Source organism: Allobosea sp. P4_C6 (assembly GCF_056402015.1).
Window position 1 is genome coordinate 95,371 of the sequence record NZ_JBFUIF010000004.1, and the last position, 26,796, is coordinate 122,166.

General features: G+C 67.0%; 24 protein-coding genes. 14 read left to right on the forward strand and 10 right to left on the reverse strand.

Annotated features, from left to right (window positions below):
• The first annotated feature begins 2 nt into the window (after positions 1 to 2).
• On the forward strand, positions 3 to 980 hold the full coding sequence (locus AC1DVA_RS04320; protein ID WP_476805081.1) for an NAD(P)H-dependent flavin oxidoreductase: 978 nt from the start codon (positions 3 to 5) through the stop codon (positions 978 to 980).
• A gap of 3 nt (positions 981 to 983) precedes the next feature.
• Here the strand turns inward: AC1DVA_RS04320 and murJ are convergent, their stop codons facing one another.
• Together murJ and AC1DVA_RS04330 are read right to left on the reverse strand one after the other, a co-directional pair.
• Positions 984 to 2,510, reverse strand: a complete 1,527-nt coding sequence (murJ, locus tag AC1DVA_RS04325; protein ID WP_476805082.1) for a murein biosynthesis integral membrane protein MurJ — start codon at positions 2,508 to 2,510, stop codon at positions 984 to 986.
• A 6-nt stretch (positions 2,511 to 2,516) separates the two neighbouring features.
• Positions 2,517 to 3,542: a glycosyltransferase family 2 protein gene (locus AC1DVA_RS04330; RefSeq protein ID WP_476805160.1), complete on the reverse strand. Its 1,026-nt coding sequence runs from the start codon at positions 3,540 to 3,542 to the stop codon at positions 2,517 to 2,519.
• A gap of 234 nt (positions 3,543 to 3,776) precedes the next feature.
• On the opposite strand from AC1DVA_RS04330, the gene AC1DVA_RS04335 reads away from it, so the two are divergent.
• Both AC1DVA_RS04335 and AC1DVA_RS04340 read left to right on the forward strand, forming a co-directional pair.
• Positions 3,777 to 4,610 (forward strand): ChbG/HpnK family deacetylase, encoded by an 834-nt coding sequence (locus tag AC1DVA_RS04335; RefSeq protein WP_265052295.1) that lies wholly within the window; start codon positions 3,777 to 3,779, stop codon positions 4,608 to 4,610.
• A 118-nt stretch (positions 4,611 to 4,728) separates the two neighbouring features.
• Positions 4,729 to 6,414: a methyl-accepting chemotaxis protein gene (locus AC1DVA_RS04340; RefSeq protein ID WP_476805083.1), complete on the forward strand. Its 1,686-nt coding sequence runs from the start codon at positions 4,729 to 4,731 to the stop codon at positions 6,412 to 6,414.
• A 71-nt stretch (positions 6,415 to 6,485) separates the two neighbouring features.
• On the opposite strand, the gene AC1DVA_RS04345 is transcribed toward AC1DVA_RS04340, so the two are convergent.
• Positions 6,486 to 7,085 (reverse strand): superoxide dismutase, encoded by a 600-nt coding sequence (locus AC1DVA_RS04345; protein ID WP_476805084.1) that lies wholly within the window; start codon positions 7,083 to 7,085, stop codon positions 6,486 to 6,488.
• 288 nt (positions 7,086 to 7,373) lie between these two features.
• On the opposite strand from AC1DVA_RS04345, the gene AC1DVA_RS04350 reads away from it, so the two are divergent.
• Positions 7,374 to 8,753, forward strand: coding sequence for a hypothetical protein (locus AC1DVA_RS04350; RefSeq protein ID WP_476805085.1), 1,380 nt, complete (start codon positions 7,374 to 7,376; stop codon positions 8,751 to 8,753).
• Here AC1DVA_RS04350 and AC1DVA_RS04355 read toward each other — a convergent pair whose 3' ends face one another.
• Positions 8,754 to 10,913 carry a S9 family peptidase gene (locus AC1DVA_RS04355; protein WP_476805086.1) on the reverse strand — a complete coding sequence of 720 codons (2,160 nt, stop codon included), beginning with the start codon at positions 10,911 to 10,913 and terminating at the stop codon, positions 8,754 to 8,756.
• A gap of 333 nt (positions 10,914 to 11,246) precedes the next feature.
• Here AC1DVA_RS04355 and AC1DVA_RS04360 point away from each other — a divergent pair, with 333 nt between their 5' ends.
• From AC1DVA_RS04360 to AC1DVA_RS04370, 3 genes are all read left to right on the forward strand, one after another.
• Positions 11,247 to 11,663, forward strand: a complete 417-nt coding sequence (locus AC1DVA_RS04360) for a Ros/MucR family transcriptional regulator (protein ID WP_265052300.1) — start codon at positions 11,247 to 11,249, stop codon at positions 11,661 to 11,663.
• 191 nt (positions 11,664 to 11,854) lie between these two features.
• Entirely contained in the window at positions 11,855 to 12,220 is a 366-nt protein-coding gene (locus AC1DVA_RS04365) for a helix-turn-helix domain-containing protein (protein ID WP_476805087.1), read from the forward strand.
• Entirely contained in the window at positions 12,220 to 13,017 is a 798-nt protein-coding gene (locus AC1DVA_RS04370) for a DUF6456 domain-containing protein (RefSeq protein WP_476805088.1), read from the forward strand. The genes AC1DVA_RS04365 and AC1DVA_RS04370 overlap by 1 nt, the downstream gene beginning before the upstream one ends.
• A 6-nt stretch (positions 13,018 to 13,023) precedes the next feature.
• Here AC1DVA_RS04370 and AC1DVA_RS04375 read toward each other — a convergent pair whose 3' ends face one another.
• Both AC1DVA_RS04375 and AC1DVA_RS04380 read right to left on the reverse strand, forming a co-directional pair.
• Positions 13,024 to 13,452 carry a SufE family protein gene (locus AC1DVA_RS04375; RefSeq protein ID WP_476805089.1) on the reverse strand — a complete coding sequence of 143 codons (429 nt, stop codon included), beginning with the start codon at positions 13,450 to 13,452 and terminating at the stop codon, positions 13,024 to 13,026.
• A gap of 81 nt (positions 13,453 to 13,533) precedes the next feature.
• Complete coding sequence (locus tag AC1DVA_RS04380; RefSeq protein ID WP_476805090.1) at positions 13,534 to 13,800, reverse strand: hypothetical protein; 267 nt, start codon at positions 13,798 to 13,800, stop codon at positions 13,534 to 13,536.
• A gap of 327 nt (positions 13,801 to 14,127) precedes the next feature.
• On the opposite strand from AC1DVA_RS04380, the gene AC1DVA_RS04385 reads away from it, so the two are divergent.
• From AC1DVA_RS04385 to AC1DVA_RS04395, 3 genes are read left to right on the forward strand one after another with little or no spacing between them, the layout of a single operon-like run.
• A complete protein-coding gene (locus AC1DVA_RS04385) occupies positions 14,128 to 15,930 on the forward strand; it encodes a PAS domain-containing sensor histidine kinase (protein WP_476805091.1) in 1,803 nt (600 codons plus the stop codon).
• 15 nt (positions 15,931 to 15,945) lie between these two features.
• Positions 15,946 to 16,539, forward strand: a complete 594-nt coding sequence (locus AC1DVA_RS04390; protein ID WP_476805092.1) for a hypothetical protein — start codon at positions 15,946 to 15,948, stop codon at positions 16,537 to 16,539.
• Positions 16,540 to 16,555: 16 nt separating this feature from the next.
• Positions 16,556 to 16,891 (forward strand): DUF1491 family protein, encoded by a 336-nt coding sequence (locus tag AC1DVA_RS04395; protein WP_476805093.1) that lies wholly within the window; start codon positions 16,556 to 16,558, stop codon positions 16,889 to 16,891.
• Positions 16,892 to 16,901: 10 nt separating this feature from the next.
• Here AC1DVA_RS04395 and AC1DVA_RS04400 read toward each other — a convergent pair whose 3' ends face one another.
• Positions 16,902 to 18,038: a DUF2336 domain-containing protein gene (locus AC1DVA_RS04400; RefSeq protein ID WP_476805094.1), complete on the reverse strand. Its 1,137-nt coding sequence runs from the start codon at positions 18,036 to 18,038 to the stop codon at positions 16,902 to 16,904.
• A gap of 170 nt (positions 18,039 to 18,208) precedes the next feature.
• Between AC1DVA_RS04400 and AC1DVA_RS04405 the strand changes: the two genes are divergently transcribed.
• Both AC1DVA_RS04405 and AC1DVA_RS04410 read left to right on the forward strand, forming a co-directional pair.
• The gene (locus AC1DVA_RS04405) at positions 18,209 to 18,415 is read left to right on the forward strand and encodes a hypothetical protein (RefSeq protein WP_476805095.1); all 207 of its coding nucleotides are present in this window, start codon (positions 18,209 to 18,211) and stop codon (positions 18,413 to 18,415) included.
• A gap of 149 nt (positions 18,416 to 18,564) precedes the next feature.
• Positions 18,565 to 19,212, forward strand: coding sequence for a hypothetical protein (locus tag AC1DVA_RS04410; RefSeq protein WP_265052310.1), 648 nt, complete (start codon positions 18,565 to 18,567; stop codon positions 19,210 to 19,212).
• A 175-nt stretch (positions 19,213 to 19,387) separates the two neighbouring features.
• Here the strand turns inward: AC1DVA_RS04410 and AC1DVA_RS04415 are convergent, their stop codons facing one another.
• The 3 genes from AC1DVA_RS04415 to AC1DVA_RS04425 form a co-directional block, all read right to left on the reverse strand.
• Complete coding sequence (locus AC1DVA_RS04415) at positions 19,388 to 20,020, reverse strand: DUF1254 domain-containing protein (protein WP_476805096.1); 633 nt, start codon at positions 20,018 to 20,020, stop codon at positions 19,388 to 19,390.
• Entirely contained in the window at positions 20,017 to 20,592 is a 576-nt protein-coding gene (locus AC1DVA_RS04420; RefSeq protein ID WP_476805097.1) for a DUF1214 domain-containing protein, read from the reverse strand. The genes AC1DVA_RS04415 and AC1DVA_RS04420 overlap by 4 nt, the downstream gene beginning before the upstream one ends.
• A 312-nt stretch (positions 20,593 to 20,904) precedes the next feature.
• Complete coding sequence (locus tag AC1DVA_RS04425) at positions 20,905 to 23,127, reverse strand: transglycosylase domain-containing protein (protein ID WP_476805098.1); 2,223 nt, start codon at positions 23,125 to 23,127, stop codon at positions 20,905 to 20,907.
• Between the two features lie 243 nt (positions 23,128 to 23,370).
• Between AC1DVA_RS04425 and AC1DVA_RS04430 the strand changes: the two genes are divergently transcribed.
• Together AC1DVA_RS04430 and ppdK are read left to right on the forward strand one after the other, a co-directional pair.
• Positions 23,371 to 23,865, forward strand: a complete 495-nt coding sequence (locus tag AC1DVA_RS04430; protein WP_265052314.1) for a YcgN family cysteine cluster protein — start codon at positions 23,371 to 23,373, stop codon at positions 23,863 to 23,865.
• Positions 23,866 to 24,092: 227 nt separating this feature from the next.
• A complete protein-coding gene (ppdK, locus tag AC1DVA_RS04435) occupies positions 24,093 to 26,777 on the forward strand; it encodes a pyruvate, phosphate dikinase (protein WP_476805099.1) in 2,685 nt (894 codons plus the stop codon).
• The last annotated feature ends 19 nt before the right edge of the window (positions 26,778 to 26,796 follow it).

Below are 26,796 nucleotides of genomic sequence, written 5' to 3' on the forward strand. Positions count from 1 at the left end.
ACATGGCGCGTCTCGCCACGCGGCTGACCGAGCGGCTTGGCATCGCCCACCCGATCCTGTCGGCGCCGATGGCGCTGGCAGGCGGCGGGGCGCTCGCCGCCGCCGTCACCCGGGCGGGCGGCCTCGGCCTCATCGGCGGGGGCTATGGCGACGGCGCCTGGATCGAGCAGCAATTCACCGCTGCCGGCAACACTCAGGTCGGCTGCGGCTTCATCACCTGGTCGATGGCAGGGAAGCCCGAACTTCTGACGCAGGCGCTGGCCCACAAACCGGCCGCGCTGATGCTTTCCTTCGGCGATCCCAGCCCCTTCGCCGCCGAGATCGCGGCCGCCGGCGTGCCGCTGATCTGCCAGTGCCAGTCGATCGCACATGTCCGGCAGGCGCTTGATGCCGGTGCCGCGATCATCGTCGCACAGGGTGCCGAGGCCGGCGGCCATGGCCATCGCCGTGCGACGCTGCCCTTCGTGCCGGAGGCGGCCGACCTTATCGCTCGCGAAAGCCCCGACACGCTGCTGCTCGCAGCCGGTGGCATCGCCGACGGGCGCGGACTCGCTGCAGCGCTGATGCTCGGCGCCGATGGCGTGCTCGTCGGCACGCGCTTCTGGGCAAGCCGCGAGGCGCTGGTGCATGAGCGCCATCATGCGGTGGCCGTAGCCGCAAGCGGCGACGAGACCATACGTTCCGCATTGCCCGATATCGCCCGTCAGCTCGACTGGCCGAAGCCTTTCGACATCCGCATCAGCGACAACGCCTTCATCGCGAAATGGGCTGGCCGCGATGCCGAACTGAAAGCCGCCATCGAGACGGAAGCTCCGGCCTATCGCGAGGCCTTCATGGCTGGCGATCCCGAGAAGGCGGCCGTCATCTTCGGCGAGTCGGCGGGGCTGATCTCCGATATCCCCACCGCCAGCGAGATCGTCGAGCGCATGGTGGCACAGGCTGCGGCGCTGCTCGGTCGCGCCGATCGCTTCCTCGCCTGAGCTTCAGCGCAGCAGCCTGAGCAGCCCTGTCGCCTTCAGCGCGCCGCCTGCGAGTGCTGCGTAAACCACGGTCGCTGCCCCCGACAGAAGCATGACGGCCATCAGCAGCGGCTCGAAGGGCAGGGCGGCGGTTAGCCGCAACGCCAGCGGCGCAGCCCACCAGGCCAGCGCCCCTGCGATGACAGCTGCAATACAAACGATCGCCGCGAAGCCCGGCAAGCGCCGGTCAACCTGTGTCCAGCCGCGCCGCCGCGCCAGCACGAACAGCGTCAGCAGGTTGACCCAGGCTCCGGCTGCGGTCGCAAGCGCGAGGCCGGGCGCGCCCCAGTCGCGCCAGAGCAGGAGCTTCAGCGCGAGATTGCAGGCGATGGCGGCGAGCGCGATCAGCATCGGCGTCTTGGTGTCGCCGCGTGACTGGAAAGCCGAAACCTGCGTCCGAATCATCACGATCGCCGGCAAGCCGAGCGCGTAGGCAAAGAGCACGGCTCCGGCCGCGGCGCTCGCCTGCGCGTCGAAGGCGCCGCGCTGGAACAGTCCGGCCACCATCAGCTCGGGCACGGCTACGAAGGCCGCGACGAAGGGCGCGCTGGCGATGAGGGAGATCGCGATGGCACGGTTCTGCGCGCGATTGGCGGCAGCCTCGTCGCCGCGCGCGACAGCGCGGCTCATCGATGTCAGCGCGACGGTGCCGACCGCGATGGCGATCAGCCCTAGCGGGAGCTGGTAGAGCCGTTCGGCGTAGTAGAGCGCCGCATAGCCGCCGCGCGGCAGCAGCGAGGCGATGATCGTATCGGCGAAGATTGCGATCTGCACCCCGGCCGAGCCGATAACGGCCGGGCCGAACGCCTTCAGAAAGCGCCGGACGCCGGCATCCATATGCGGCTTGACCACCGTGCTGGAGACGCCGGCCCGCTTCGCCGCGACGTAGAGCAGGATCCACTGCGCCACGCCCGAGATCGCGACGCCCCAGGCCGCGGCATGGGCCGCGCTCGGGAACAGGAACGGCACGGCCAGCGCCGCCATGATGATGACGTTGAACAGGATCGGCGCGGCGGCGAATGCGGCGTAGCGCTCGACGGCGTTCAGCGTTGCGCCGAGGAACGTGACCATGGTCACGAACAGCAGATAGGGGAAGGTGATCCGCGTCAGCGCGACCGCAAGCTCGAAGACGGCGGGGTCGCGAGTGAAGCCGGGCGCCAGAAGCGTCACCAGCCAGGGCATGAGAGGCAGTATCAGCGCCAGCAGCACGATCTGTACGAGAAGGAGAACGGTGAAGAGGCGGTCGGCGAAGAGACTGGCGGCCTCCTGGCCCTGCCGTTCCAAGACATGGGCATAGGTCGGCACATAGGCCTGGTTGAAGGCTCCTTCGCCGAAGATGGCACGGAAGTGATTGGGCAGGCGCAGCGCGACAGAGAAGGCGTCCATCGTCGCGCCGGCGCCCAGCACGGCCGCCAGCATGATGTCGCGCGCGAAGCCGGTGAGACGCGAGATCAGCGTATAGCCGCCGACCGACAGGATGTTTCTCAGCATGAAGGCCTAGCGGATCAGCGGCGGCAGCGCGTCGCCGCGCGGATGGTCGACCGTGCGGCCGTCGAAGCCGACTCGTTCCCCGATCAGGTAGAGCGGCCGGCGTTTGACCTCGGCGAAGATGCGCCCGACATATTCCCCGATCATCCCGAGCGAAAGCAGCTGGATGCCGGAGAAGAACATGATCGAGACGATCAGCGACGGGAAGCCCGGCAGGTCGGTGCCGACAAGCAGCGTGCGCAGCAGGAAGTAGGCTGCCGTCAACGCCGCGATCACCGCGATGACCGCCCCCGACCACGTCGCCACCTTGAGCGGCACTGTGGAGAAGGAGGAAAGCCCGTCGAAGGCGAAGGAGAACAGCTTGCGGTATTTGAATTTCGACTGCCCGTGCTCGCGCTCGGCGACATGGAAGGGCACGCCCACGGATCGAAAGCCGACCCAGGCATAGAGCCCTTTCGAGAAACGCGCCCGCTCCGGCAGAGCCCGCAGCGCATCGACGGCCTTGCGGTCGAGCAGGCGGAAATCGCCGGCGCCTTCCGGCAGCGGGGTTTCGCCGAAATAGCCGAAGATGCGGTAGAACATCTTGGCAAAGTTGCGCTTCAGCCGCGTCTCGTCCTCGCGGTCAGTGCGCTGGCCGTAGACGTTGAGATAGCCCTCGCGCCATTTCGCCAGGAAGGCCGGGATGGTCTCTGGCGGATGCTGGAGGTCGGCATCCATGATGATCGCGGCATCGCCCAGGGCGTGGTCGAGCCCTGCGGCGATGGCGATCTCCTTGCCGAAGTTCCGGCTGAAGGAGACCGCGCTGATCCGCGGATCGGCGGCATTCAGGCCGCGGATGACGGCCAGCGTCTCATCACGGCTGCCATCGTCGACGAAGACGAGCTGCCAGGATGAGACCGCCTCGTCGAGGACCGTCCGCAGCCGTTCCACCAGCAAGGGCAGGTTCTCCGCCTCGTTGTGCACGGGCACGACGACGGAGAGCTCCGGCCGGCCTGTGCCGGTAACGGTAGCGGCAGGAGCGGGGCTGGACGCGATGTCCGACACGGACGCCCTTTCAGCGCTAGAGCATTTTCAAGCGAAGTGGATACCGGTTCGCGTAAAGAAAATGCGATAAAACAAACGGCTCGAGCATTTCGCGATTCAGGGAAACGCGGAAATGCTCCAGCGTCATCGCCGGATGACGCGCGTGGCACAGAACCTTAAAGCTTGCCGGCCGACAAGCCTGCCGCGCTATAGCGCGATGCAGCTGAACGAGGAATAGCGAACGGCATGGCGAAAGGCTTCATCCTCTGCGCCGATGATTTTGCCCTGACCGATGGCGTCAGCCGCGCCATCCTCGACCTGCTCGGGCGCGGCAAGCTCACGGCGACCGGCGCGATGACCAACCGTCCGCATTGGCGCCGGCTCGCGCCGGAGCTGGCGGCGTTTGCCGGCAAGGCCGATCTCGGCCTCCACCTCAACCTCACCTGCGCGGCGCCGATCACGAAGATGCCCAGCCTCGCGCCGGGCGGCACTCTGCCCGGCCTGAAGGATGTCGCCCGCGCCGCTGCTTCCTCCGGGACAGTGCGGGCCGAGATCGCGGCCGAGATCGCGCGCCAGCTCGACGCCTTCGAGGATGCGCTGGGGCGTCCGCCCGACTTCGTCGACGGCCACCAGCATGTCCATGTCCTGCCGGGTGTCCGGCGGGCGCTGCTCGACCTGCTGGCGCGGCGCTATCCGGCCGGCTCGCTCTATGTGCGCGATCCGGCCGACCGTGTGATGGCGATCCGGACCCGCGGCGTCGCGGTCGGCAAGTCGCTTGTGATCGCGGGCCTCGCAACTGGCTTCCGCAGCGCGGCGCTGCGGCGGCAGCTTCGCGTCAATCGAGGCTTCTCCGGCGTGGCGCCTTTCGACCCTCAGCGCGATTTCGGCGCTGATCTCACCCGCTTCCTGATCGATCCCGGCCCGGCCCATCTCGTCATGTGCCATCCCGGCTTCATCGACGACGAATTGGCACGGCTCGATCCCGTCACTGCGACGCGACCCGTCGAGCATGCCGCGCTCGCCGCTTTCCAACCGCCTCCGGGCATGCCGTTGCGCCGCTTTGCAGAGCTGGCGGGCTGATCTGCGTCGCCACTGGCGCGCAAGCGATTTGTTTACCGGGATCGGCGAATGTTGGCCCAGGGTAGTTGGGCACTCTGCTTTGCAGCTGTTGCGCCGGATTTCGGGGATATCAGGCTCGATGACGTGGTTCAGACGCGCCTCCGCTGCGGGCGAGTTGGCGCAGCCGGTCGGGCGAGGCCTGGGCTCGCTCAGCCGGCAGATCGCTGCCGCCGCCGTGGCGATCGTGGCCGTGGCGGTCGTCCTCGTCGTCATGGCGGTCGCTCGCTACAACGATGCCCGCACGCGCGCCGATCTGGATCAGAAGATCACGGCGCTCACCTTGATGGTGGTCAATGCGGCGCCGTCCCTGATCCTCTCGCGCGACACCAACACGCTCGGCTACATCCTGACGTCGCTTCGGCGCGATCCCGATTTCGATGCGGGCCTGGTCGGCGATGATCTCTCCGCTCTGGCTTCGGCCGGACGCAATGAGGACGCCCGTCTCTCTTTGACGCCTCGATGGCTGGCCAAGCTCATCGGCGAGGAGCCGTGGAAGGTCCTGCATGGTCGTGAAGAGATCACGATCGAGGATGATGTCTTCGTCTCAAAGATTCATGCGGTGCGTGTCGGCAATCAGCAGAAGCTGATCGGCTACGTCGCGCTGCGTTTCGACAAGACCCGGCTTGTGGCTCGCGCGGCCTGGGAGCAACTCGTCACCATCGGGCTTGGCCTCCTCATCCTGGTCGTGCTCGGGCCGCTGCTGTGGTTCTCGCTGTCACGGACGATGCGGCCGCTGCGCAGCATGACGAAATCGATCGTCAGCATTTCCGACGGCAAGCTGGACACGCCCATCGATGCGCTGGAGCGGCGCGACGAGATCGGCGCGATTGCGCGAGCGCTCGGCGTGCTCAAGGTTCGGTTGGCGGAGCGTGCGACGCTTCAGCAAAGGCAAAGCGTGTCGGAGGCCGAGCAGCGCGACCGCCAGCAGGGCGTCGACATGGCGATCACGTCGTTTCGTAGCGAGGTCGGGCTCGCGCTGGAAGCGTTCAAGAACAATGCCGAGCGGATGCGCGAAGCCTCGGACGGGCTCGCGCGCGTCGCCGCCGAATCGTCCCAGCGCGCCGCTCGCGCCGCCGACAACGCCCATGGCGCCTCCGGCAACGTCGAGAATGCCGCGCAGGCGGCCGAGGAGATGGGCGCGGCCATTCGGGAGGTCGAGTTCCAGGTGCGGCGCGTCCGCACCGAGATCGTCGAGGCGGCTTCCGCCTCGCGCGACACGGCCGGCTCCGTGCGCGAACTCGACGAGACGGCGCGCGCCATCGGCGAGGTGGTCAACCTGATCCGCGACATCGCCGCGCAGACCAACCTGCTGGCGCTCAATGCCACGATCGAGGCCGCGAGGGCGGGCGAGGCGGGGCGTGGTTTCGCCGTCGTCGCCTCCGAGGTGAAGTCGCTGGCGGCGCAGACCGCGGACGCGACAGACCGTATCGTCGCTCAGGTCGCCGCGATCCAGGGCGCCACCGGACAGGTCGTCGGCGCGATCCAGAACATCGCCGAGCGCATGAATGCCATCGAGAAGTTCGCCAACTCGGTCGCGACCTCGATCGAGCAGCAGGCGATCGCTACCGGCGAGATCGCCAGCGGCGTGGCGATGGCGAGTTCCTCCTCGCTCTCGGTGTCGAGCGATCTCAGCGTGCTCGCCGACAGCGTCGAGGAGACCGGCCGCTCGGCCGAGCAGGTGCGAGGCGCCGCCAGCGAGGTCGCCACCCAGGCGCAGCGTCTCGATTCGACGGTCGACCAGTTCCTGCGCAACGTCGCCGCCTGAGCGAAGTCGCAGCACCGCAACGAAAAACGGGGCCGCAAGGCCCCGTCTGTATTTCCAGCCTGCGGTAAGGCTCAGGCCTTGGCGGCGTCGTAGAGCTCCGCGACATAGTCCCAGTTCACCAGGCTCTCCAGGAAGGCCTTGAGATAGTCGGGACGACGGTTGCGGTAGTCGATGTAGTAGGAGTGCTCCCAGACGTCGACGCCGAGGATCGGCGTGCCGCCATGGACGAGGGGATTCTCGCCGTTCGGGGTCTTGCTGACGGCGAGCTTGCCGCCCTTGACCTCGAGCCAGGCCCAGCCGGAGCCGAACTGGCCGACGCCGGCCGCGGCGAAGTCTTCCTTGAATTTCTCGACCGAGCCGAAGGCATCGACGATCGCCTTCTCGAGCGCGCCCGGGATCTTGCCGCCGCCATTCGGCTTCATCCACTTCCAGAAATGGAGGTGGTTGTAGTGCTGGCCGRCATTGTTGAAGACGGGGGCGTTCTTGCCGTAGGAGCCCTTGACGATCTCCTCCAGCGACTTGCCTTCGAATTCCGTGCCCTTGATCGCGTTGTTGCCGTTGTTGACGTAAGCGAGGTGGTGCTTGTCGTGGTGGTACTCGAGCGTCTCCTTCGACATGAAGGGCTGGAGAGCATCATGGGCGTAGGGAAGATCAGGAAGAGTAAAAGTCATGAGGTCTCTCCTCGGGCTATGAAAATCGCTTGAATGAGAATGGCTTGCCATCACTGGACGGGGGCAGGGAAGCCCTGCCATTCCATGCGATAGTTAAGCCCCCCGGCGCCGGTCGACAACCGCTGCCACTGCGAAATGCGCATGTCTTCTCGACAGGCGGCCACAATCGCGCCAGATTCCTCCTTCTTAGCCGTCCGGATTGGAAACTCTCCCTTATTCAATACGTTAGATAGTCATGCGCCTTCGCTGCGTCCCAGCGCTGGTGCGGCTCATGCCAAGGATGCGAAATTGATCGCGATTTTTACCGTTCTGGGCCTCTTTCTCTTCGGTGGCGGCGCCTATGCCATCTATGACGGCTGGCCCTATCTGGTCCTCGAGCGCGGTTTCACCCAGGTCATCATCGGCTCGATCGCAAGCAGCGCCGGGCTGATCCTTATCTCGCTCGCCTGGGTCCTGCGTGAGATCCGCACGCTCAAGCGTTCGCTGGCGGAAGCCGCGCAGATGCGGCCCGATTTGCAGGCGCCGGCCACAGTCGATGTCGTGCGCGTGCCGTGGGAGGCAGCGCGCCCGGACAGCGCCTCGGGAAGTTCGGTGCTCGTGCCCGCTGCCATCGGCGCGGCAGCTGGCGCGGTCGCTGCCGGCGCGGTGGCGGATACGCTTGCGATGCCGGCCGTGGAGACGGCGCCGGCTGCGACCGAGGCCGCTTCCACCCCAGAGCGCGATCTGTTCGGAACGCTGGTGGCACGGCGCCTCGAGGAAACGGAAGCGAAGCAGGACGACGTGCAGGAAGAAGCGGCGTTGATCGAGCCCGCCGAACCGCTGCCCGACATGTTCGAGGATGCGCCGTTCGAACAGACCGAAGAGGCCGACGAAGCGCCGATCGCGATCGCGACGGAGAGCCATGAGCCGGCGGAGATCGTCGCTGCGAAGATTCAGCCTGTAGCGGAGGATGAAGCTCTCGCGCATGCGGCCGAGCCGATCGTTGTCGCCCCCCCGCCTTCTGAGGAACATGCTGACGGTTTTCCTGCCGCACAGGATGAAAACAAGCCTGTCACCGGGAGCGCGTCCGGCTTCGACGAGTTCAGCCTGCTGCGCGAGAGCCTGGCCGGCCATCTGAACGAACCCATCGGGACCGACACGCGGGTAGAGCCCTCGCTCGCGCCGGAGGCCGATCCGTTCGCGCAAGCCGAAGCCTGGATGGACAAGGCCTCGCCACGCAAGGAGCCATGGTTCGAGACCCACGCTCCCACAGATGAGGATGCCCCCGAGGCAGCTTCGCTGCCCTGGCCCCCGCGGACCGAGGCCCCGGATTTTACGGCTGCCTCAGAGCATGTCGTGACGGAGCCTGACGAAGAACCGGAGGCGGTGACAGCTTCGGACGATGTTCTGCCGGAGCATGAGGTCGTGCCGGAGCAGGATGAGCAGGAGACCCCCCCGACGACTGTAGCGGCCGGCGAGGATGCGGCAGAGGACGATCCGGCCCCGTCGTCGGAGCGCGCGGCTTCCGATGAGGGCATTGTCGGCGCGTATCAGGTCGGCGACGCCCATTTCACCATCTATGCCGACGGCTCGATCCAGGCCCGGACGCCCGACGGCGAGTACAGCTTCGCCTCGATGGACGAGCTCAAGGTCTATCTCGCCAGCGAGAAGAGCCGGCTGGGCGTCTGATCAGACGCCCTTCGTCGACGGCCAGCCATCCCCGGCCGTCTGGATCGCGAAGGCATAGGCCAGAGCCGTTTCCTTGAGTGAGTCGAACCGGCCCGCAGCGCCGCCATGGCCCGCTTCCATATTGGTGTGGAGCATGATCGGGCCGCCGCCCGTCATCGTGGCGCGCAGCCTCGCCACCCATTTCGCCGGTTCCCAATAGGTCACGCGCGGATCGGTCAGCCCGCCCATCGCCAGGATCGGCGGGTAGTCCTGCGCCGTGACGTTGTCATAGGGCGAATAGCTGCGGATCGTCTCGAACGCCTCCACGTCGCGGATCGGATCGCCCCATTCCGGCCATTCCGGCGGCGTCAGCGGCAGCGTGTCGTCGAGGATCGTGTTGAGCACGTCGACGAAGGGCACTTCCGCGACGATGCCGGCGAAGAGTCCGGGCGCCATGTTGGCGACCGCGCCCATCAGCATGCCGCCGGCGCTGCCACCTTCCGCGACGATCCGGCCATGGCTGGTGAAGCCGGCATCCGCCAGCGCTTCGGCAGCGGCGATGAAATCGGTGAAGGTGTTGCGCTTGTTCTCTCGCTTGCCGTCGAGATACCAGCGCCAACCCTTGTCCGTGCCGCCGCGCACATGGGCGATGGCATAGACGAAGCCGCGATCGACCAGGCTGAGCGGCCGCGTCCGGAACGAGGCGGACATCGCCGAGCCATAGGAGCCGTAGCCGTAGAGCAGGCAGGGAGCCGAGCCGTCGAGCGGCGTATCGGCGCGATGCAGGATCGAGATCGGCACGCGCGCACCGTCCTTGGCCGTCGCGAAGATGCGGCGCACCTTGTAGGCGGCAGGATCATGGCCGGAAGGGATCTCCTGGCGTTTCAGCAAGCTTCGCTCGCCTGTCGCGAGGTTGTAGTCGTAGGTCTCGGCCGGGCGCGCCATCGAAGCATAGATGAAGCGCAGCGTATCGGTGTCGAATTCGTAGCCGGCATCCATGCCGAGGCCATAGGCTTCTTCGTCGAAGGCAATGCTGCTTTCCGCTCCGCTGGCGAGGTCGCGGACGATGATCCGCGGCAGACCATCCTCGCGTTCCAAGCGGATCAGGCGCCCCTTCAGGCAGACATGGCTGATGACCAGCCGTCCCGGCTTGTGCGGCACCAGATCGCGCCAGTGCTCGGGAGCGGGTGCGACCACCGGCACGCTGACGATCTTGAAGTCTTCGGCTTCGTCGGCATTGGTCAGGATCAGGAAGTCGTCGCCATGATGCTCGAGCCCGTATTGCCGGCCGATCTGGCGCGCAGCTATCAGGGTGGGTCTGGCGGTGGCGTCGTCGAGATCGACCACCCGCGTCTCGGATGTCTCGTGGTCGCCGATGGTGATCAGCAGGAAGCGGCCCGACTGCGTGCGGTCGATGTCGACGAACATGCCCGCATCGGCCTCGTCATGCAGCAGCTCGTCCGCGCTGCTCGGCGTGCCCAGTTGATGGCGCAGCACCCGCGACGGGCGATGGTCGGCATCGAGAGCGACATAGAAGAACGCGCGCGAATCATTGGCCCAGACGATGTCGCCGGTCGTATCGCGGACCTCGTCCGGCAGGTCCGTGCCGCTTTCCAGGTCGCGAACCCGGATGGTGTGTAGTTCCGAACCTGCCTCATCGGCGCTCCACGCCAGCAGCTTGTGGTCCGGGCTATGCGCGGTGTCGCCGAGATCGAAGAAGTCCTTCCCTTCGGAGAGGGCGTCGGCATCGAGCATGATCTGCTCGCGCTCCTTCTTCGGGCCGGCGGCTTCATCTCGGGCGCGACGGCAGATCAGAGGATGCTCGGCGCCCTTGCGGTAGCGTGAATAGTAGAGAAACGGGCCATCCGGCTGCGGCACGCTGGAATCGTCTTCCTTGATCCGTCCGCGCATTTCCTTGACGAGGTCGCGCTGTAGCGCTCGCGTCGTGGCCATCAGCTTCTTGCAATACGCGTTTTCGGCTTCGAGATAGTCGCGGATGTCGTCTGGCAGTGCATCGGGATCGCGGAGGACGTCCTTCCAGTTCGATGCCCGCAGCCAGTCATAGTCGTCGCGCAGCACGACGCCGTGGACGACGGTTTCCTTCGTCCTGATTTCCGCTCTCGGCACCCTCGGCCCTGATGGCGGCGCGCCGCGAACCTGACGATGCTGACCCGAGTGCATGGGAATTCTCCGATAGTGGTGGCGACAGGTAGAGAGCAGGGTGCATACTCTGGCAAGATGCATGCGAAATCGTACGTTTGATTTTACGGTGCAGTGAAAATTGCTCTCGCTGCGGTTGAATTATAGAGGTTCCAGAATTTCAATTGTTGGGAATTGTTCTCTTGCATGAATAGTCGGCATGGACTAAACGCATATCCCGATCAGTCCGCGTTGTCCGACTCTGAACGTGGTAGTGCTTGATCCGCTATCGCAAAGTTTGGTCACAAATCAGGCAGAGCAAAACGGGCGATCCTCAGAAAACCGCTTCCAAAAATGATAAGGAGTGACATCGCCATGGCCGATAACGAGGGGTCGGACTTCATCGAGCTGACAGCGGATATCGTCTCCGCTTATGTTTCGAACAATTCCGTGCCTGCATCCGAACTGCCTGCTCTGATCAGCGAAGTTCATTCGGCATTGAGCCGGGTCATTGGCGGCGCTGCCCCGATCGTTCAGATCGAGGCGCCGAAGCCCGCTATTCCGGTGAAGAAGTCGATCACGGCCGACTACCTGATCTGCTTGGAAGACGGCAAGAAGTTCAAGTCGCTGAAGCGGCATCTGCGCACGCAGTACAACATGTCGCCCGAGCAGTACCGTGAGAAGTGGGGCCTGCCGCCTGACTATCCGATGGTCGCGCCGAACTATGCCGAGGCGCGCTCCCAGCTTGCGAAGAAGATGGGTCTCGGCCAGCAGCGCCGCAAGCGTCGCTGAAACGACCAGCCGGTCTCCGGATCTGGCAATGAGGAAGCCGCCGATCGCTCGGCGGCTTTTTCATGCCTGTCACCTCGTGGCAGGAGCCGGGGATAAGGCCGAGTCCGAGCTTGCCAGCCGAATTTAAGAATATAATCCTATTATCGAAATCGCCATCGAGGAAACCGGCGGGTCGTTAATAGGAACATATCATGAACTCAAGCAATATCCAGAGCCGCGTTTCCTTGCATGCCGCGGCGGGTGCGCGTTTGGCCGAGGCCGCGGTCGCCGCAACGGCGCGGGTTCATCTCGCCGGCATGCGGGGCGCTACCCGTGGTCGTCAGCGGGAGGCTCTGGCGCGGCAGATGGCGATGTATCTCGCCCATGTCGCTTTCGGTCTCAGCCTGACGCGCGTGGGCATCTGCTTCGGCCGCGACCGCACGACGGTCCGGCATGCCTGCGCCCTGATCGAGGATCGGCGCGACGATCTGCGCCTCGAATGCGGGCTCAACGCGCTCGAGGCGGCGCTTCTCGCCTTGAAGAGCAGCTTGGAACGTCACGCCGGGAGGGCATGCTGATGACGACCGAACAGGATCGCAACCAGCAGACGCGCCTGCTGCGGCATCTGGCGGCGCCGGGATGCTATGCCGTCGCCTCGCCGCTGGGCTGCGGCCGAATCGCCCTCTATCGGGAAGCGGGCGGCACCAGCCTGGGCGCAGGCTATGTTTCGGCGGAGACGGCGGCCGCACTGGTCGCGGATGGAGCTGTCGCCTGGACTGGAGCGGGGAGGGCGGCGAGACTCGGGCTGTGTGAGCATGTCCAGGGCAACCAGCAGGTTGAGGAAGCACGCTCGGACACATCCGATCAAGCCAGGCCCGCGCTGGACGAGCGGGAGAGCCCGTTGCTCTGGCTTTATCGCCGCCCGGGGAAGGACGGAAAACCGCAGATCGGTGACGAGGAATTCGCGGCCGGCGAACGTTTTCGGGCCGATATCACCCTGGCACAGATGCTGCCCCGCACGACGATGAACTGGGACGCCGCGCTCACGCCGGAGCAGTGCAGCCCGGGGCCTCGCGATGTGGGGGGAGCGTCCGATACGTCGCTCGCGGCTCGTCAGCGCGTCAGACTGGCCTGCGAGACGTTGGGGCCGGAACTGTCTGGGCTCGCCATCGATGTCTGCGGCTTCCTGAAGGGGCTCGATCTCGTCGAGAAGGAACGCCGCTGGCCGGCGCGCTCGGCCAAGGTGGTGCTCCGCATCGCTCTGGCGAGGCTGGCGACGCATTATGGGCTGGACCGCCGGGCGCGACCCGCTGGCCTTCGAAGCTGGCAGTCGCAGGATGCCCGGCCCGCGCTCCTACCCGTGGCGGCCGAGTGAAGCCGCTCAGCCTGCCGCCGCCGCGCGGGCGTCGTTCTTGATCCGGTCGATCATCGCGCGCACGCCGTTCGAGCGCTGTGGCGTGAGATGGGCGGCGAGGCCGAGCTTCTCATAGATCGCGAAGGCATCGATCGCGAGGATCTCGGAAGCCGGCCGGCCCGAGAAGATGGCGAGCGCCAGCGCAACCAGCCCGCGCACGATATGGGCGTCGCTGTCTCCCAGGAAATGCAGGCGTGTCTGCGGGCCGGGGCCGCCCTCGCGATGGACATCGAGCCAGACCTGGCTCGCGCAGCCGCGCACCTTGTTGACGTCGTTGTGGGCAGCTTCGGACAACGGCTCGAGACCCTTGCCGAGCTCGATCAGGTAGCGATAGCGATCGTCCCACTCGTCGAGCAGTTCGAAATTGGCGACGATGTCGTCGAGAGATGTTGTCATGTCCTGCCTGGCCGCGGTCGCACATCCCTAAAGATGGGCGGCGCGACCTCTTCCCGCGAGGGGCGCGCGACGTCAAGCGCGCTAACGTGACGAGGGCTTCGCCGTCGCAGTCGTCATCGCCGTATTCAGGATGCGCTCGCGCGTCACGGGATCGAGCCCTGCGAGAATCTCGGCCGCCTCCCGCGCGGCCGTCAGGCTGCCGGCGGCGTTGCGTGCGCCCGCCTGGGCGCTCTCGACAGCCTGGCGGACGGCCTGCGGCAGCGTCGTATCGGCGGGCTTGCCGCTGTGAACCGGCGAGTTCACCGCGATAAACCCGATGATCGCGACCTTGCGCAGGAAGTGAGCCATCTCAATCTCCATCGCCGGCGCGTCTCGTTCGGCGCCGGATGACAGACACTACGCGCCGATCCGGAAAAATCGCGTCATTCCGAAGGCTCAAATGCGAGTCGAATGCAACGAGCGATCTTCAGTTTCCGTTCACCCTGCCGCGAACATCGCAATGCCTTCGAAAATTGCGCGATCACAGATTAAATGCATGAAAAACATCAGATAATTTTACTTGAATGGCCTGAATGAGAGTTTCAGCGCAATGGGCCTTAAGCCCCGCTTAAACCGCTCGTGGCGAGATGCAGGGCGCGGACGGTTGGTCCGCAGAGTTTGGGCGTTGCGTTCCGTATGGCGATCACGGCACTGAGGACACAGGCGGCGGCACTGGTGCACGCATCGGTGCGGTCGAACCCGGCCGAGCGGTTGCGTCATGAGCGCTTCGTCCTGTCGCGCCTGCTCGTCGGTGGCGGCGCGCTCAGTCTCGCTCCGGCCTATCTTGCGTGGCGCGGTGCGCTTGGCGCTTTCGAGGCCGCCATGGTCGTCGCGGCGGCCCTTCTGGTTCTGGCCGTCGTGCTGCTCTCCCGCACCGGCCGGCTGGAGATCGCTCACCTGATCTCGTCGGCGGCGCTGTCGCTCTTCATCGTCGCGCTCGCCGGAGCCACCGGCGGGCTGTCATCCCCGCTGCTTCTCTGGCTCTTCGTCGTCCCGGTCGAGGCCGCCTTCTTCGGCTCCCGGGATTTCGTGCTGCGGGCTGGCTGGACGGCCGTCGTCGCTCTGCTTGCGGCCATCGGCCTGGAGCATCTCGGCCTGCTGGCCGGTCCTGCGACCTGGACCAGCGAAGCGATGTCGATGCTGGCGGTGGTCGCGCTGGCGCAGGCGCTGATCGCCGCCGCAGTCCTGCTACGCCGGCGCGACGCCGAAGAGCGGACGCAGCGCGCGGCGGATGCACGCGCGCAGCTCCTGCTCGATCATGTCGGCGATCTCGTCACCTGGCACGATGCCGGGGGCGCCGTCGTCTTCGCCAATGCGGCTGCGCGGACGCTGGCCGGCGCCGAGCCGCGTGACCTGATCGGGCGCGGGCTGCTCGACCGTGTCCATGTCGCCGACCGGCCTCTCTTCCTCAAGGCGCTGAGCGATGCCGCCCATGGCAATGGCGCTGCTACGATCTGCTTCCGCACTCTCTTCGTTCCACGCGAGGGCGAGAACCGCCTGCCGGTATCGCTCTGGCTGGAGATGCAGGCCTATCGCACCGCCGAAGCCGGCTCCAGGGACGGCGCCGCGGTGGTCTGCGTGATGCGCGACGTCACCGCGCGCCGTGCTGCCGACGAGGAGCGCGATCGCGGCCATGCCGAGGCGCTGCGGGCCAATGACGTCAAGGCGCACTTCCTGGCGACGGTCAGTCATGAGCTGCGCACGCCGCTGAACGCCATCATCGGCTTCTCGGAAATGCTGGGCGCCGAGGAAAACGGCTGGATCGATGCCGCCAAGCGGCTCGAATACACCCGGATCATCCATGCCTCCGGCCATCATCTCCTCGAGGTCGTCAACACCTTGCTCGACATCTCGAAGATCGAGAGCGGCGCGATGGAGATCGAGCGCGAGCCGCTGGATCTCGCCGCTCTGGCCCGCGATTGCTGCACGCTGATGGCGCTGCGCGCCGAGAGCGGCGACGTCGCGGTGGATCGCGTCGCCGGCCCGGCCTTGCCGATGGTGGAAGGGGATCGGCGCGCGCTGAAGCAGGTCGTGCTCAACCTTCTCTCCAACGCCATCAAGTTCACGCCGGCCGGCGGGCGCGTCGTCCTCGCCATCGTCCGCGACGGCGACACGATCGACCTTTCCGTCTCCGATACCGGCATCGGCATCGCTGCCGCAGATCTGCCGCGGCTCGGCGACCCCTTCTTCCAGGTCAAGGGCGCCTATGACCGCAACCACGAGGGGACCGGCCTAGGCCTGTCGGTGGTCCGGGGCCTCGTCGGCCTGCATGGCGGCCGCATGACGGTCGAGAGCGCGCCGGGCATCGGGACGCGCGTCTCGATCCGGTTGCCCGTCGGCGGCGCCGATGGCGTCGAGCAGCCTGCCAAGATCGTCACTTTCGCCCGGGCCCCGCGCAAGGGGCTCGAGACCAAAGAACCATTCCGCCTGACCGCCTGAAGACCGAGCTGAGCAATGTCCGTGACCATGGCCGCCCGCGCCCATTCCAGCGCTTCTCTCTCCGCACCGGTCCGGCGCGCCCAGCCGGCGCGTCGCAAGTCGTCATGGCTCGGCCGGGTCGGCCGCATGGTCGGTCGGCGGCCGGGGAGGACACTCCTGTTCCTCGCCTTCGGCATCGCGACCTGCGCGATCCTCGCCAATGCCCTGATGTTCCAGAAGGCGCGTCATCCGGCACCGATGCTCTCGGCCGCGCCGGCACCCGCGCCTCGCGCCGCAGCCGAGCGCCGTGCCGAGCCGGTGCCTGTGCAGGAAGCTGCCACGACACCGTCTTCGGGCTTGGCGGCGGTGCCGTCTCGGCCGCCCGCACGGCCCGCAGACCTTTCGACTGCGCAGCCGGCGCGCGAGGCCGCGCCGCGTCCGCCGGCACCAATCGCCAGCCAGCCGCGCACGGCGCAGCCGGCCACGACATCGGTGCCCAAGGCGGCGCAGGCTCCGGCCCGCGACCCGATCGCCGATCTCCTCAATGGCGGCGACCTTCGTCCGCCGGCCGACGTCAAGGGCGCGGCCTCGCGCTCTGCCGCCGCGCCGCGCCGGTCGGCCGAGAACTGAGCCGGGCCGTCGGGCGATGGCGCGCCTGACCAGCGATTTTTGGGTATCGGCCTATCTGCGCCAGGCCGGGCATGACGGGCTCGTCGCGATGCTGCGTCGTCGCGGTGCGCGCGAGGCCGGCGCGATCTTCATCAAGCTCGATCGTCTCGACGGCACGGCGGCTCTTTATGGCCCGGTCCCGCAGTCGCTGGCCGAGGATGACGGCGAGCGCCGCTTCCAGTTGCTGATCGATGCCGATCCGCTGGCAGTCGAGGATCGGGTCGATCGCGAGCTGCGCTTCGACAGCGACCTCTGGCTGGTCGAGATCGAGAACCGGGCCGGCGATCCGCGCCTCGCTCTCGTCGAAGCCTGAGCGTCTCGGCTCAGCCGCGATCGCGCCGGGCGCCGATCCGTCCCAGAACCTCGGACAGGCCGGGCTGAGCCTCCGGGCGGGCGGCGCCGGAGCGCGCCGGGGTCCCGCTCGGGTCCATCGCCGGCTGATGCTGGCCTTTCCGCTGCGACGCGGAGACGGGGTGGGAGCCTGCGATCAGCATCGCCAGCCGGAACGCGATCGACGGCCTGATCGTCCGCATCAGCGCAACCAGGGCGAAGATCCGCTCGACCGAATGCGCCGTGTCGTCGCCGAGGCGGATCAGAAAGCGTGTGGCTTCCTCGACGCTCGCCCCGCTGGCGACGAGGCTGAGCGCCGCGAGGTCGCGCGATCTGTCATGTGCGATCGCGGTGGCGAGGGGCGCGCCGCCGCCGAGATGTTCGGCGATGGCGCCGAACGCACTCGCGCGATCGTCGCCGGCCAAGGTGAGCCAGCCAGCAAAGGCCTCGTTGGAGACGGCAGGCCGCCTCTCACCGGGATGCAAGGCCTCGCGCGCCATCAGCGATTCCACAATGGCGAGCCGGCGCTCCGGCCCCGCCTGAAGGAAAAGCGGTGCCAGTTCGAGATTGGACAGGTCTTCCCGCGCCAGCAACCGGGGCTGGTAGGCCGCGTCGCTGCGCGAGCGCGCGATCAGGATCTCGACGGCGGCGCGGGGCAGGGGCGCATCGAAATTGCCGATCAGCGCCAGGTCGATGGCGCGATCGGCTTCGGAAACCAGCAGCAGCACTGCGGTATTGCTGAGGTCCGCGCGCACTGCCAGTCCGGCGCGGATCGCCTCGTCGCCGGTTTCGGCGAGGTGTTCAAGCTCGGCGACAGAGAGCGGCATGCCATGGCGCAACAACTCGACCAGCACGGAGCCGCCGCGTGCCGCCAGCGCGGCCAGCACGGGACCGGGCGTATGGCGCCAGCCGGCAAGCTTGCGCGCCAGGATGAGGGCGGTGGGCTCGTCGATCGTCGGGATCAACGTGCTCGCCATCTCGCTGAAGGCGGCGATGTCCTCCTGCGGCGGCTGGGCCGCCGACATGAGCAGGTCCGCCTTCACCCGCAGCGAGACCTGACTGAGGTCCAAGTCACCGTCGCGTGCGAGGCGGGCGAGGTCGGCGAGTTCCTGGGAAATACGGGCAGGCATGGCTGGCTCGGGTACGGATCCGATGGATTCGCGAAGCTTATCCCCGAGGCATTAAGGCCACGTTAACCATGTCGGAGCCTGATGGGTCTTGAGGGCCTGCGACTCGGTGCGGCCTCGGGCACCAGGACGGCTCTCGCGATTGCAACTCAGCGCTGGATAGGAGGCGCTTCATGGCCGTCGTCATCCCTTTCGCGCTATACCGGCGCCGGCAGGATCGGTCCTGCCCGTTCCCGCAACGCTCGGCGGACATCCTGTTCTTTACCGGCGTCCGCTATGAGCGCCCCAAAGAGGCGCGGCCGTTGGAGGCCAAGGCCGCCGTCGTGCGGCGCCCGCGCAAGGTGTCCGCTCGCAAGACGGCTCGCAGGCAGCCTGCGTGAGACAGCCTCGGATTGAAGAACAGCGGCGCTCCTGGCGTCCGTCCGGAGCGGCTATCGCTCTTTCGCTGTCGTCAGCGTTGATCCTGACTGCCTGTACGGCGACCGACGGGGATCTGGGGCGCCCGCGGCCGACGGTATGGTCGCAGATCATGGCGCCCGAGGCCGGCTTCTGGTCGGCGACCGCACGCGGCGAGCAGGCTTCCTATTTCCGCCTCACCGACGATGAGGAGCAGATGCGCGACCGCGCCTGGCGCTTCATCATGCCAGCCAGCCCGCACAGCGTTTTCCAGGGGGAGGTTTCGAACCTCGCCCATTCGCGCATCGTGCCGGTCGCAAACCAGTCAACCGATGTCTCCGACTATTTCCGCGGGTTGACCTCGGTCTCCTTCGCCTCGCAGGCCTCGCGCTACAACCGCCTTGCCCAGGACAGCAACGCGGACCGCCTGCTGATCGGCCCCTTCCGCGCCAATGCGCTGCGGGTCGTGAGCATGGATCGCGTCCGGATGCGCACCGCCGAATCCTCTCCCGATATCGCTCCGGGCAAGCAGGAGCCGGCGATGGCGCGCGTGATCGAGAATGAGGGGCTGATCTTCTGGGTCTGCGAGCGGCTCGATTTCCGGATCAGGAGCTATCGCTACGCCCTCGCCAATCTCGTCGTCGAGATGCCCTCCCGCGAGGCGGTCCGCGCCGAGCGCGCGATCATGGCGCTGGAGGCCGAGGCGGCCCCGCTCTGCCAGATGCCCCTGAATGGCGCCTTCGGCGAGGGTGGCAAGCGGCCGGTCGTCTACAAGGGCTGAGCCGCACCCTCGGAGCGTGCCTCGTTTTCATGGAAATGCGGGTCATCCCGGCCGAAGCGAAGCGGAGAGCCGGGATCCATGCCTGAACCTTGATCGGCGGCGCTCCGGCATGAATCCCGGGTCAAGCCCGGGATGACGGCGTGGTTTCGTGCAAAAACAGCACCCTCGGAGTTTCTCAGTTCGCGGGCCCGCATGCGACGCCCGTCGCGAGCGCTTCGGCATCGGCCTTGTCCGAAGGCAGGCGGACGAGGACCCGCGCCACGATCAGCCCCTGGCCGGCGTCGGAGACGATACGCAGCTCCCGGCTGCTCTCCCCTTCCTCGTCGGCGGCGATGCGCTCGTCGAGCTGGGCTTCGGTCATCACCAGGAATTCGAGCACGCCGCGGATCGCGGCGCGGTCGGTGATCGCGTAGATCACCCCGCCGCCTTGCCTATGCAGCGTCAGGCCGAGCGGCAGCACGCCGGTCTTCGCGACGACGCGCATCGGCCCCGTAGAGAGGTCGTAGCTGCAGATCGCCGTGACGACGTCGGGGTCGGCCTCGCGCAGGGCGGGAATCCTGCGCCCCTGGCCCGGCGCCGGAACGAGCTCGGCATGGCCTTCGATGCCGATATCCCGATAGGCATGCGCGGCATCGTTCCGCGACAGCACGGGCACGGCGAGGATCGTGACGATATGCACGATCCCGGCCAGCATCAGCCCGGCCAGTGTCGTCATGACGATGCGTGCAAGGCCGCTGCGCAGATGGGCGCCCCAGTTCACCGAAGGCGGGACAGGGGTCTGCGCCACGTCGTGATCGATCGCACTCATCGGCAGTCGAGGCGCGTGATGCGGGGCAGGTTGGCGGCCCGCGTCTCGCCGGTCTGGCTGGAGATCGGGGTGTCGTAGAGCCGCAACCGCAGCTGGAAGCGGCCGCTCGCCGGCAGGGGCAGCCAGTTGCCCGCTTCGGGCGTCGCGGCGGCGGCGATCGCCAATTGGCCATCCTCCGGCCGGACGATCTCGGAATCGGTGAAGCTGCTGCGCTCCAGCGGCAGGCGGAAGGGCAGGCCGTCACCATCGCTGACGCTGAGCGTCCAGCCGCGCGTCGTCGGCGTCGCGCCGGAGAGGCTGTAGCGGCAACGGCCATCGAGCGGCCACCCCTCTTCGTCGCGCTCCGCGATCAGCTCGAGGCCCTCGCCGGAGCCCAGCGGCAGATGTACCCCCCGGGCCAGATAGGCGCGCATATAGGGGTCGATGTCACGGCCGCCGCTGCGCGGCCAGGCCATCCAGGCGCCGACCTCGACCTTGCCGAGGGCAGGGCGCCCGGCCACGGCCCAATGCGCCGAGCCGAGGCCAAGGCCTGCTCCGAGTGCCAGGATATAGGTGAGATCGAGAATCCGCACGCTTGCCTTCCGGTTGCGTGATGCAGCTTGCCTGAGTTGAGCGGGGCCGTCCGCGATCGTCAACAATAAGGCGTTAGGCGGAGTGAATAGTTTCCAGAGACGAGCCTTGTCGGACCCCCCGCCGTCATCGGGGCAGGCCGCAGGCCTGAGCCCGGAAACCAGAACCGATGCTGGCTCCGCGAAAGGCGCGGTTGGGCGACCGATCAAACGGGGCACGGCATCGGTTCTGGGTTCCTGGCTCTTCGCTGGCGCGAAGCCCCGGAATGACGGCGGCGACACGACTACGCCGAGGAGATCAACTGTCTACCGAGCCTAGCGCAGCCGCGTCTCGCCCGCCGAGACCTCGCGGATGCCGACCTGCACCGGCCGGCCGGCGACACGCGAGCGTTCGATCGTCTTGAACATCGAGCCGACGGCGGAGAGAACCTCGAAGGACTGCCTCGGCATGTGCCCGGCCCCCGGCCCCGGCGGATGACCCGCATCGGGCGCAGGCGCCCCGGCCTTGGCGACGGCGATGCCCTTCGGATCGGCGGCCGGCACGCCCGGAATGGGCTTCAGCTCCAGCCCCTGATGGGCGAACTGCATGATCTCCTTCCAGGTCATGGCCGGCAGGGAGCCGCCGGTCATGTTGGCGGTTTCCGCCGAATTGTCGTTGCCGAACCAGACTGCGCCGATGAGGTTGCCGGAATAGCCGACATACCAGGCATCCTTGTAGCCGTTGGTGGTGCCGGTCTTGCCGGCCGTGACGACGCCGTCCAGCGCGGCGCGGCGCCCGGTGCCCTCGGTCGGCACCTTCGAGAGCATGAAGTTCATGTCCTGCGCCACCTGCGTGCTCAGCACCTGTTTCGGCTCGGGCTCATCGCGGTCGTGGCGATAGATGACGTCGCCCTGCGAGTTGCTGATCTCGAAGGCGGCGTAGGGTTTCGCCCGCTTGCCGCCATTGGCGAAGACGGCATAGCCCGCCGCCTGGTCGATGACCGTGACCTCGGCCGCGCCGATCGGCAGCGAGACGGTGTCGGTCAGCGGCGTCGTCAGGCCCATGGCGTGGCCGGTCGCGATGATCCTCTTGCGGCCGATCAGGGCGGCGCGCGCCTCATGCGTCTCGCCGGTGGCGCGCCCGATGGCGATCGACATCTGCACCGGGATCGTATTGATCGACTTCGCCAGCGCGACCGTGAGCGGCATCGAGCCGGCATAGGAGCGGCCGTAATTGTTGGGGCACCAGTTGCCGATGCAGACCGGGCGGTCGGTCACCATGGTGTTCGGCTTGTAGAGGCCGGCCGAAAGCGCCGCGGCATAGACATAGGGCTTGAAGGACGAGCCCGGCTGGCGCTGGCTCGCGGTCGCCCGGTTGAACTGGCTCGCGCCGTAGTCGCGGCCGCCGACGATGGCGCGCACCGCCCCGTCCGGGTCCATGATGACCGTGGCGGCCTGCTTGACCCGGTAGGCCGGCCCATGCTGGCGCAGGATCGCCTCGATCGCCTCGTCGGCCCGGGTCTGGATGGCGGAATCATGCGGCGTCTTGACCGTCAGCACGCGGTCGGGCCCGAGCTTGCCTTCGTTCGCGAGCTCCTTCACCGCGTCGAACGCCCAGTCGAGATAATAATCGGGGCTGGAATCGCGCTTGCGATCGACCGGCGTCGCCGGGTTGCGCTTGGCGCTGTCGACCTGGCCGGCGGTCATGAAGCCGGCATCGACCATGGCGTTGAGCACGTCGTTGGCACGGGCGCGTGCAGCCGGCAGGTTGACATGCGGGGCATATTTCGTCGGCGCCTTGAACAGGCCGGCGAGCATGGCGGCCTCGGCCAGCGAGACGTCCCTCACCGACTTGCCAAAATAGTAATCGGCCGCCGCCGCGACGCCGAAGGTGCCGCCGCCCATATAGGCGCGGTCGAGATAGAGCTTGAGGATCTCGTTCTTGCTCAGCCTCGTTTCCAGCCACAGCGCCAGGAAGGCTTCCTTGATCTTGCGGTCGAGCGAGCGCTCGTTGTTGAGGAACAGGTTCTTGGCGAGCTGCTGCGTCAGCGAGGAGCCGCCCTGGACCACGCCCGACGCCCGTGTGTTGACCAGGAGGGCCCGGGAGGTGCCGATCAGGTCGATGCCGAAATGGTCGTAGAAGCGGCGGTCCTCGGTCGCGAGCACGGCCTTCAGCAGATGGTCCGGCATCTCCTCGAGCTTCAGTGAATCGTCGTGCCGGGCGCCGCGATGGCCGATCGTCGTGCCGTAGCGATCGAGGAAGGTGACGGCGAGAACCTGGTTCTTCAGCGCCTCCTCATTGCCGATGCGGAAGGCGGGCAAGGCGAGCATCAGGACGATGAGGGCGCCGACGATGCCGATGTTCAGCCCCTCGCTGGCGAATTCGGCGGCGAGACGCTTGCCGCCGGTCACGGTCAGGCGGTCGGCTAGGCTGCGGATGCGCTCATACGCCTCACCCGCGCGGCGGCCCGCACCCCACAGGCCGGCATCGAGCCATGAGTCCGCAGCGAGCGCGTAGCGCTTCAGCCGCGTCCTCCAGCCTGCCTTCCTGAACTCCATGGCCGTTCCAGGCTTTCCGAATGGCCCCCGACACTTTCCTGCCGCGCCATGGTCGTCTTGGCAACAGCATCGGGCCAGAGAATAGACACATAGTCACGCCCCGCTTCGAGTTAAGGGATGGGGCGCGAATATTCCGTTTGCGGCAGCAGAAACTGCGCCAACCCGGCTGTTTCGCTCTGGCACAAAAGCTGGCGTTGACGCTGCGCTCTTCCATCTTGGCGCCCGGCGGCGCATAAGCCGGTCATGACGCTGAAGCAGCCGAAAGACGAGCCGTTCTGGCGCACGACGCCGCTCGAGGCGATGTCGGTGGAGCAATGGGAATCGCTCTGCGACGGCTGCGGGCGCTGCTGCCTCGTGAAGCTCGAGGACGAGGATACCGGGCGCATCTTCGCGACCGATGTCGGCTGCCGGCTGTTCGACGCCGGAACCTGTCGCTGCAAGGATTATCCGAACCGCTCCGTCAAGGTGCCCGACTGCGTGACGCTGACGCCGCATGACGTGCGCACGCTGCCCTGGCTGCCGCCGACCTGCGCCTACCGCCTCGTCGCGGAGGGCAGGGATCTGCCGTGGTGGCATCCGCTCGTTTCCGGCGATCCGGAGACAGTGGTTGCGGCCGGCATCTCCGTCCGTGGACGTGTCTACGCGTCGGAAGACGATATCCCCGAAGACGAGGTCACAGAGCGCGTCGTCAACTGGCCGCTGCGCTGGCCGCGCGCCGCGCGCGCCAAGGCCAAGTGAAATACCCGCAAGTGAAACACCGGCAAGCGAAACACCGGCGAAATGAGCGTCGGCATTTGTGCGCTGCCGGGTATTTTGTTGCACCTGCTCATTGATTGTTCAGGTGGTTTTGGGCATGACCGCCCGATCCCGCTGCCGGTGTCCAAAGGGCATCGACGGCTCGCACACGAAACTTTCGCATCGCCGCGACGTTGCTGCGTCCGGCTGCCAACGAAGAGGTTGAAGTGATGGCTGGTGGGAAGTGGGTCTACACCTTCGGCGACGGCAAGGCCGAGGGTGAGGCGGGAATGAAGAACCTGCTCGGCGGCAAGGGTGCGAACCTGGCCGAGATGAGCAATCTCGGCCTGCCCGTCCCGCCCGGCTTCACCATCACCACCGAGGTCTGCACGGCGTATTACGACAACGGCAAGAGCTTCCCCGCCGATCTCGACGCCCAGGCCAGGGCCGCGCTCGCCGGCATGGCCAAGCTGACCGGCAAGACCTTCGGCGACCCCGCCAATCCGCTGCTCGTTTCCGTCCGCTCCGGCGCGCGCGCCTCCATGCCCGGCATGATGGACACCGTCCTCAATCTCGGCCTCAACGACGAGACGGTGGAAGCCGTCGCGAAGGCCTCCGGCGATGCCCGTTTCGCCTGGGACAGCTATCGCCGCTTCATCACCATGTATTCCAACGTCGTGCTCGATATCGACCATGGCCTCTTCGAGGAGGCGCTGGAGGACTACAAGGAGCGCAAGGGCCTGCACCTCGACACCGATCTCAAGGCCGACGACTGGAAGGTGCTGGTCGGCAAGTACAAGCAGATCGTGAAGAAGGCGCTCGGCTCAGACTTCCCGCAGGATCCCGAGAAGCAGCTCTGGGGCGCGGTCGGCGCCGTCTTCTCCTCCTGGATGAACGCCCGCGCCATCAAGTACCGCGAGCTCAACAACATCCCGGCCTCCTGGGGCACGGCGGTCAACGTCCAGTCGATGGTGTTCGGCAATATGGGCGACACCTCCGCGACCGGCGTCGCCTTCACCCGCAATCCCTCGACCGGCGAGAACGCGCTCTATGGCGAGTTCCTGATCAACGCCCAGGGCGAGGACGTCGTCGCCGGCATCCGCACCCCGCAGGACATCACCGAGACGGCCCGCAAGGAAGCCGGCTCCGACAAGCCTTCGATGGAGCAGGAGATGCCGGAGGCCTATGCGGAGCTCTGCCGCATCTACGGCATCCTGGAGAAGCACTACCGCGACATGCAGGACATGGAGTTCACCATCCAGGAGGGCAAGCTCTGGATGCTGCAGACCCGCTCCGGCAAGCGCACGGCCAAGGCCGCGCTCCGGATCGCGGTCGAACTCGCGCAGGAAGGCTTGATCACGCAGGAGGAGGCAGTCGGCCGCGTCGAGCCCGGCGCGCTCGACCAGCTCCTGCACCCGATGATCGATCCCAAGGCGGAGCGCCGCGTGCTGACCACCGGCCTGCCGGCCTCGCCCGGCGCCGCCGCCGGCGCGATCGTCTTCAACTCCGACGACGCTGAGGCGGCGAAGAAAGCCGGCCGCAAGGTCATCCTGGTCCGTGTCGAGACATCGCCGGAAGACATTCACGGCATGCACGCCGCCGAGGGCATCCTCACCACGCGCGGTGGCATGACCTCGCATGCCGCGGTCGTCGCGCGCGGCATGGGCAAGCCCTGCGTTTCCGGCGCCGGCCAGATCCGAGTCGACTACGCCAAGGGTACGCTGGCGATTGGCCCCACGACGCTCAAGGCCGGCGATGTCCTCACCATCGACGGCGGCAACGGTCAGGTGCTGCTCGGCGAGGTCAAGATGCAGCAGCCGGAACTCTCCGGCGAGTTTGCCACGCTGATGGGCTGGGCCGACAAGGTCCGCCGGCTCAAGGTCCGCGCCAATGCCGAGACGCCGGAGGATGCGAAAACCGCGCGCGAATTCGGCGCCGAGGGCATCGGTCTCTGCCGCACCGAGCACATGTTCTTCGACGAGAGCCGCATCCAGTCGATGCGCGAGATGATCCTCGCCCCTGACGACAACGGCCGTCGCGCCGCGCTTGCAAAGCTCCTGCCGATGCAGCGCCAGGATTTCGTCCAGCTCTTCACCATCATGAGCGGGCTGCCGGTCACCATCCGCCTGCTCGATCCGCCGCTGCACGAGTTCCTGCCGCATGGCGATAAGGAGATCGCGGAGGTCGCCGCGGCGCTGGGCGTGACGCCCGATGCACTGAAGCACCGCGCCGCCGAACTGCACGAATTCAATCCGATGCTCGGCTTCCGCGGCTGCCGCCTGGCCGTCGCCTTCCCCGAGATCGCCGAGATGCAGGCCCGCGCCATCTTCGAGGCGGCGGTGATCGCCGCCAAGGAGACCGGCAAGCCGGTGATCCCGGAGGTGATGGTGCCGCTCGTGATGGGCAAGCCCGAGCTCGACCTCGTCAAAGCCCGCATCGACGCCATGGCGAAGGCCGTTATCGAGGAGAGCGGCACGAAGATCGACTATCAGGTCGGTACCATGATCGAGCTGCCGCGTGCGGCCCTGCGCGCCGCCGAGATCGCCGAGAGCGCCGAGTTCTTCTCCTTCGGCACCAACGACCTGACGCAGACGACGCTGGGCATCAGCCGAGACGACGCCTCGTCCTTCCTCGGTTCCTACACCGCCAAGGGCCTGCTCGACGCCGATCCCTTCGTCACCATCGACCAGGAGGGCGTCGGCGAATTGGTGAAGCTTGCCGCCGAGCGCGGCCGCAAGACCCGTTCCGACATCAAGCTCGGCATCTGCGGCGAGCATGGCGGCGACCCGGCCTCGATCGGCTTCTGCGAGAGCGTCGGGCTGGATTATGTCTCCTGCTCGCCCTTCCGCGTGCCGATCGCGCGGCTTGCGGCGGCGCAGGCGGCACTGGGTGCGGTGAAGCAGAAGGAAGGCTGATCGCCTTCCGGGGGGGCTC

Coding starts and splice junctions, on each gene's coding strand:
- AC1DVA_RS04360 (WP_265052300.1), top strand. CDS start 11,247: ATGGCCGATAACGAGGGGTCGGACTTCATCGAGCTGACAGCGGATATC.
- AC1DVA_RS04335 (WP_265052295.1), top strand. CDS start 3,777: ATGGCGAAAGGCTTCATCCTCTGCGCCGATGATTTTGCCCTGACCGAT.
- AC1DVA_RS04390 (WP_476805092.1), top strand. CDS start 15,946: ATGTCCGTGACCATGGCCGCCCGCGCCCATTCCAGCGCTTCTCTCTCC.
- AC1DVA_RS04370 (WP_476805088.1), top strand. CDS start 12,220: ATGACGACCGAACAGGATCGCAACCAGCAGACGCGCCTGCTGCGGCAT.
- AC1DVA_RS04340 (WP_476805083.1), top strand. CDS start 4,729: ATGACGTGGTTCAGACGCGCCTCCGCTGCGGGCGAGTTGGCGCAGCCG.
- murJ (WP_476805082.1), bottom strand. CDS start 2,510: ATGCTGAGAAACATCCTGTCGGTCGGCGGCTATACGCTGATCTCGCGT.
- AC1DVA_RS04405 (WP_476805095.1), top strand. CDS start 18,209: ATGGCCGTCGTCATCCCTTTCGCGCTATACCGGCGCCGGCAGGATCGG.
- AC1DVA_RS04375 (WP_476805089.1), bottom strand. CDS start 13,452: ATGACAACATCTCTCGACGACATCGTCGCCAATTTCGAACTGCTCGAC.
- ppdK (WP_476805099.1), top strand. CDS start 24,093: ATGGCTGGTGGGAAGTGGGTCTACACCTTCGGCGACGGCAAGGCCGAG.
- AC1DVA_RS04385 (WP_476805091.1), top strand. CDS start 14,128: ATGGCGATCACGGCACTGAGGACACAGGCGGCGGCACTGGTGCACGCA.
- AC1DVA_RS04320 (WP_476805081.1), top strand. CDS start 3: ATGGCGCGTCTCGCCACGCGGCTGACCGAGCGGCTTGGCATCGCCCAC.
- AC1DVA_RS04365 (WP_476805087.1), top strand. CDS start 11,855: ATGAACTCAAGCAATATCCAGAGCCGCGTTTCCTTGCATGCCGCGGCG.
- AC1DVA_RS04425 (WP_476805098.1), bottom strand. CDS start 23,127: ATGGAGTTCAGGAAGGCAGGCTGGAGGACGCGGCTGAAGCGCTACGCG.
- AC1DVA_RS04410 (WP_265052310.1), top strand. CDS start 18,565: ATGGCGCCCGAGGCCGGCTTCTGGTCGGCGACCGCACGCGGCGAGCAG.
- AC1DVA_RS04380 (WP_476805090.1), bottom strand. CDS start 13,800: ATGGCTCACTTCCTGCGCAAGGTCGCGATCATCGGGTTTATCGCGGTG.
- AC1DVA_RS04400 (WP_476805094.1), bottom strand. CDS start 18,038: ATGCCTGCCCGTATTTCCCAGGAACTCGCCGACCTCGCCCGCCTCGCA.
- AC1DVA_RS04415 (WP_476805096.1), bottom strand. CDS start 20,020: ATGAGTGCGATCGATCACGACGTGGCGCAGACCCCTGTCCCGCCTTCG.
- AC1DVA_RS04355 (WP_476805086.1), bottom strand. CDS start 10,913: ATGCACTCGGGTCAGCATCGTCAGGTTCGCGGCGCGCCGCCATCAGGG.
- AC1DVA_RS04430 (WP_265052314.1), top strand. CDS start 23,371: ATGACGCTGAAGCAGCCGAAAGACGAGCCGTTCTGGCGCACGACGCCG.
- AC1DVA_RS04395 (WP_476805093.1), top strand. CDS start 16,556: ATGGCGCGCCTGACCAGCGATTTTTGGGTATCGGCCTATCTGCGCCAG.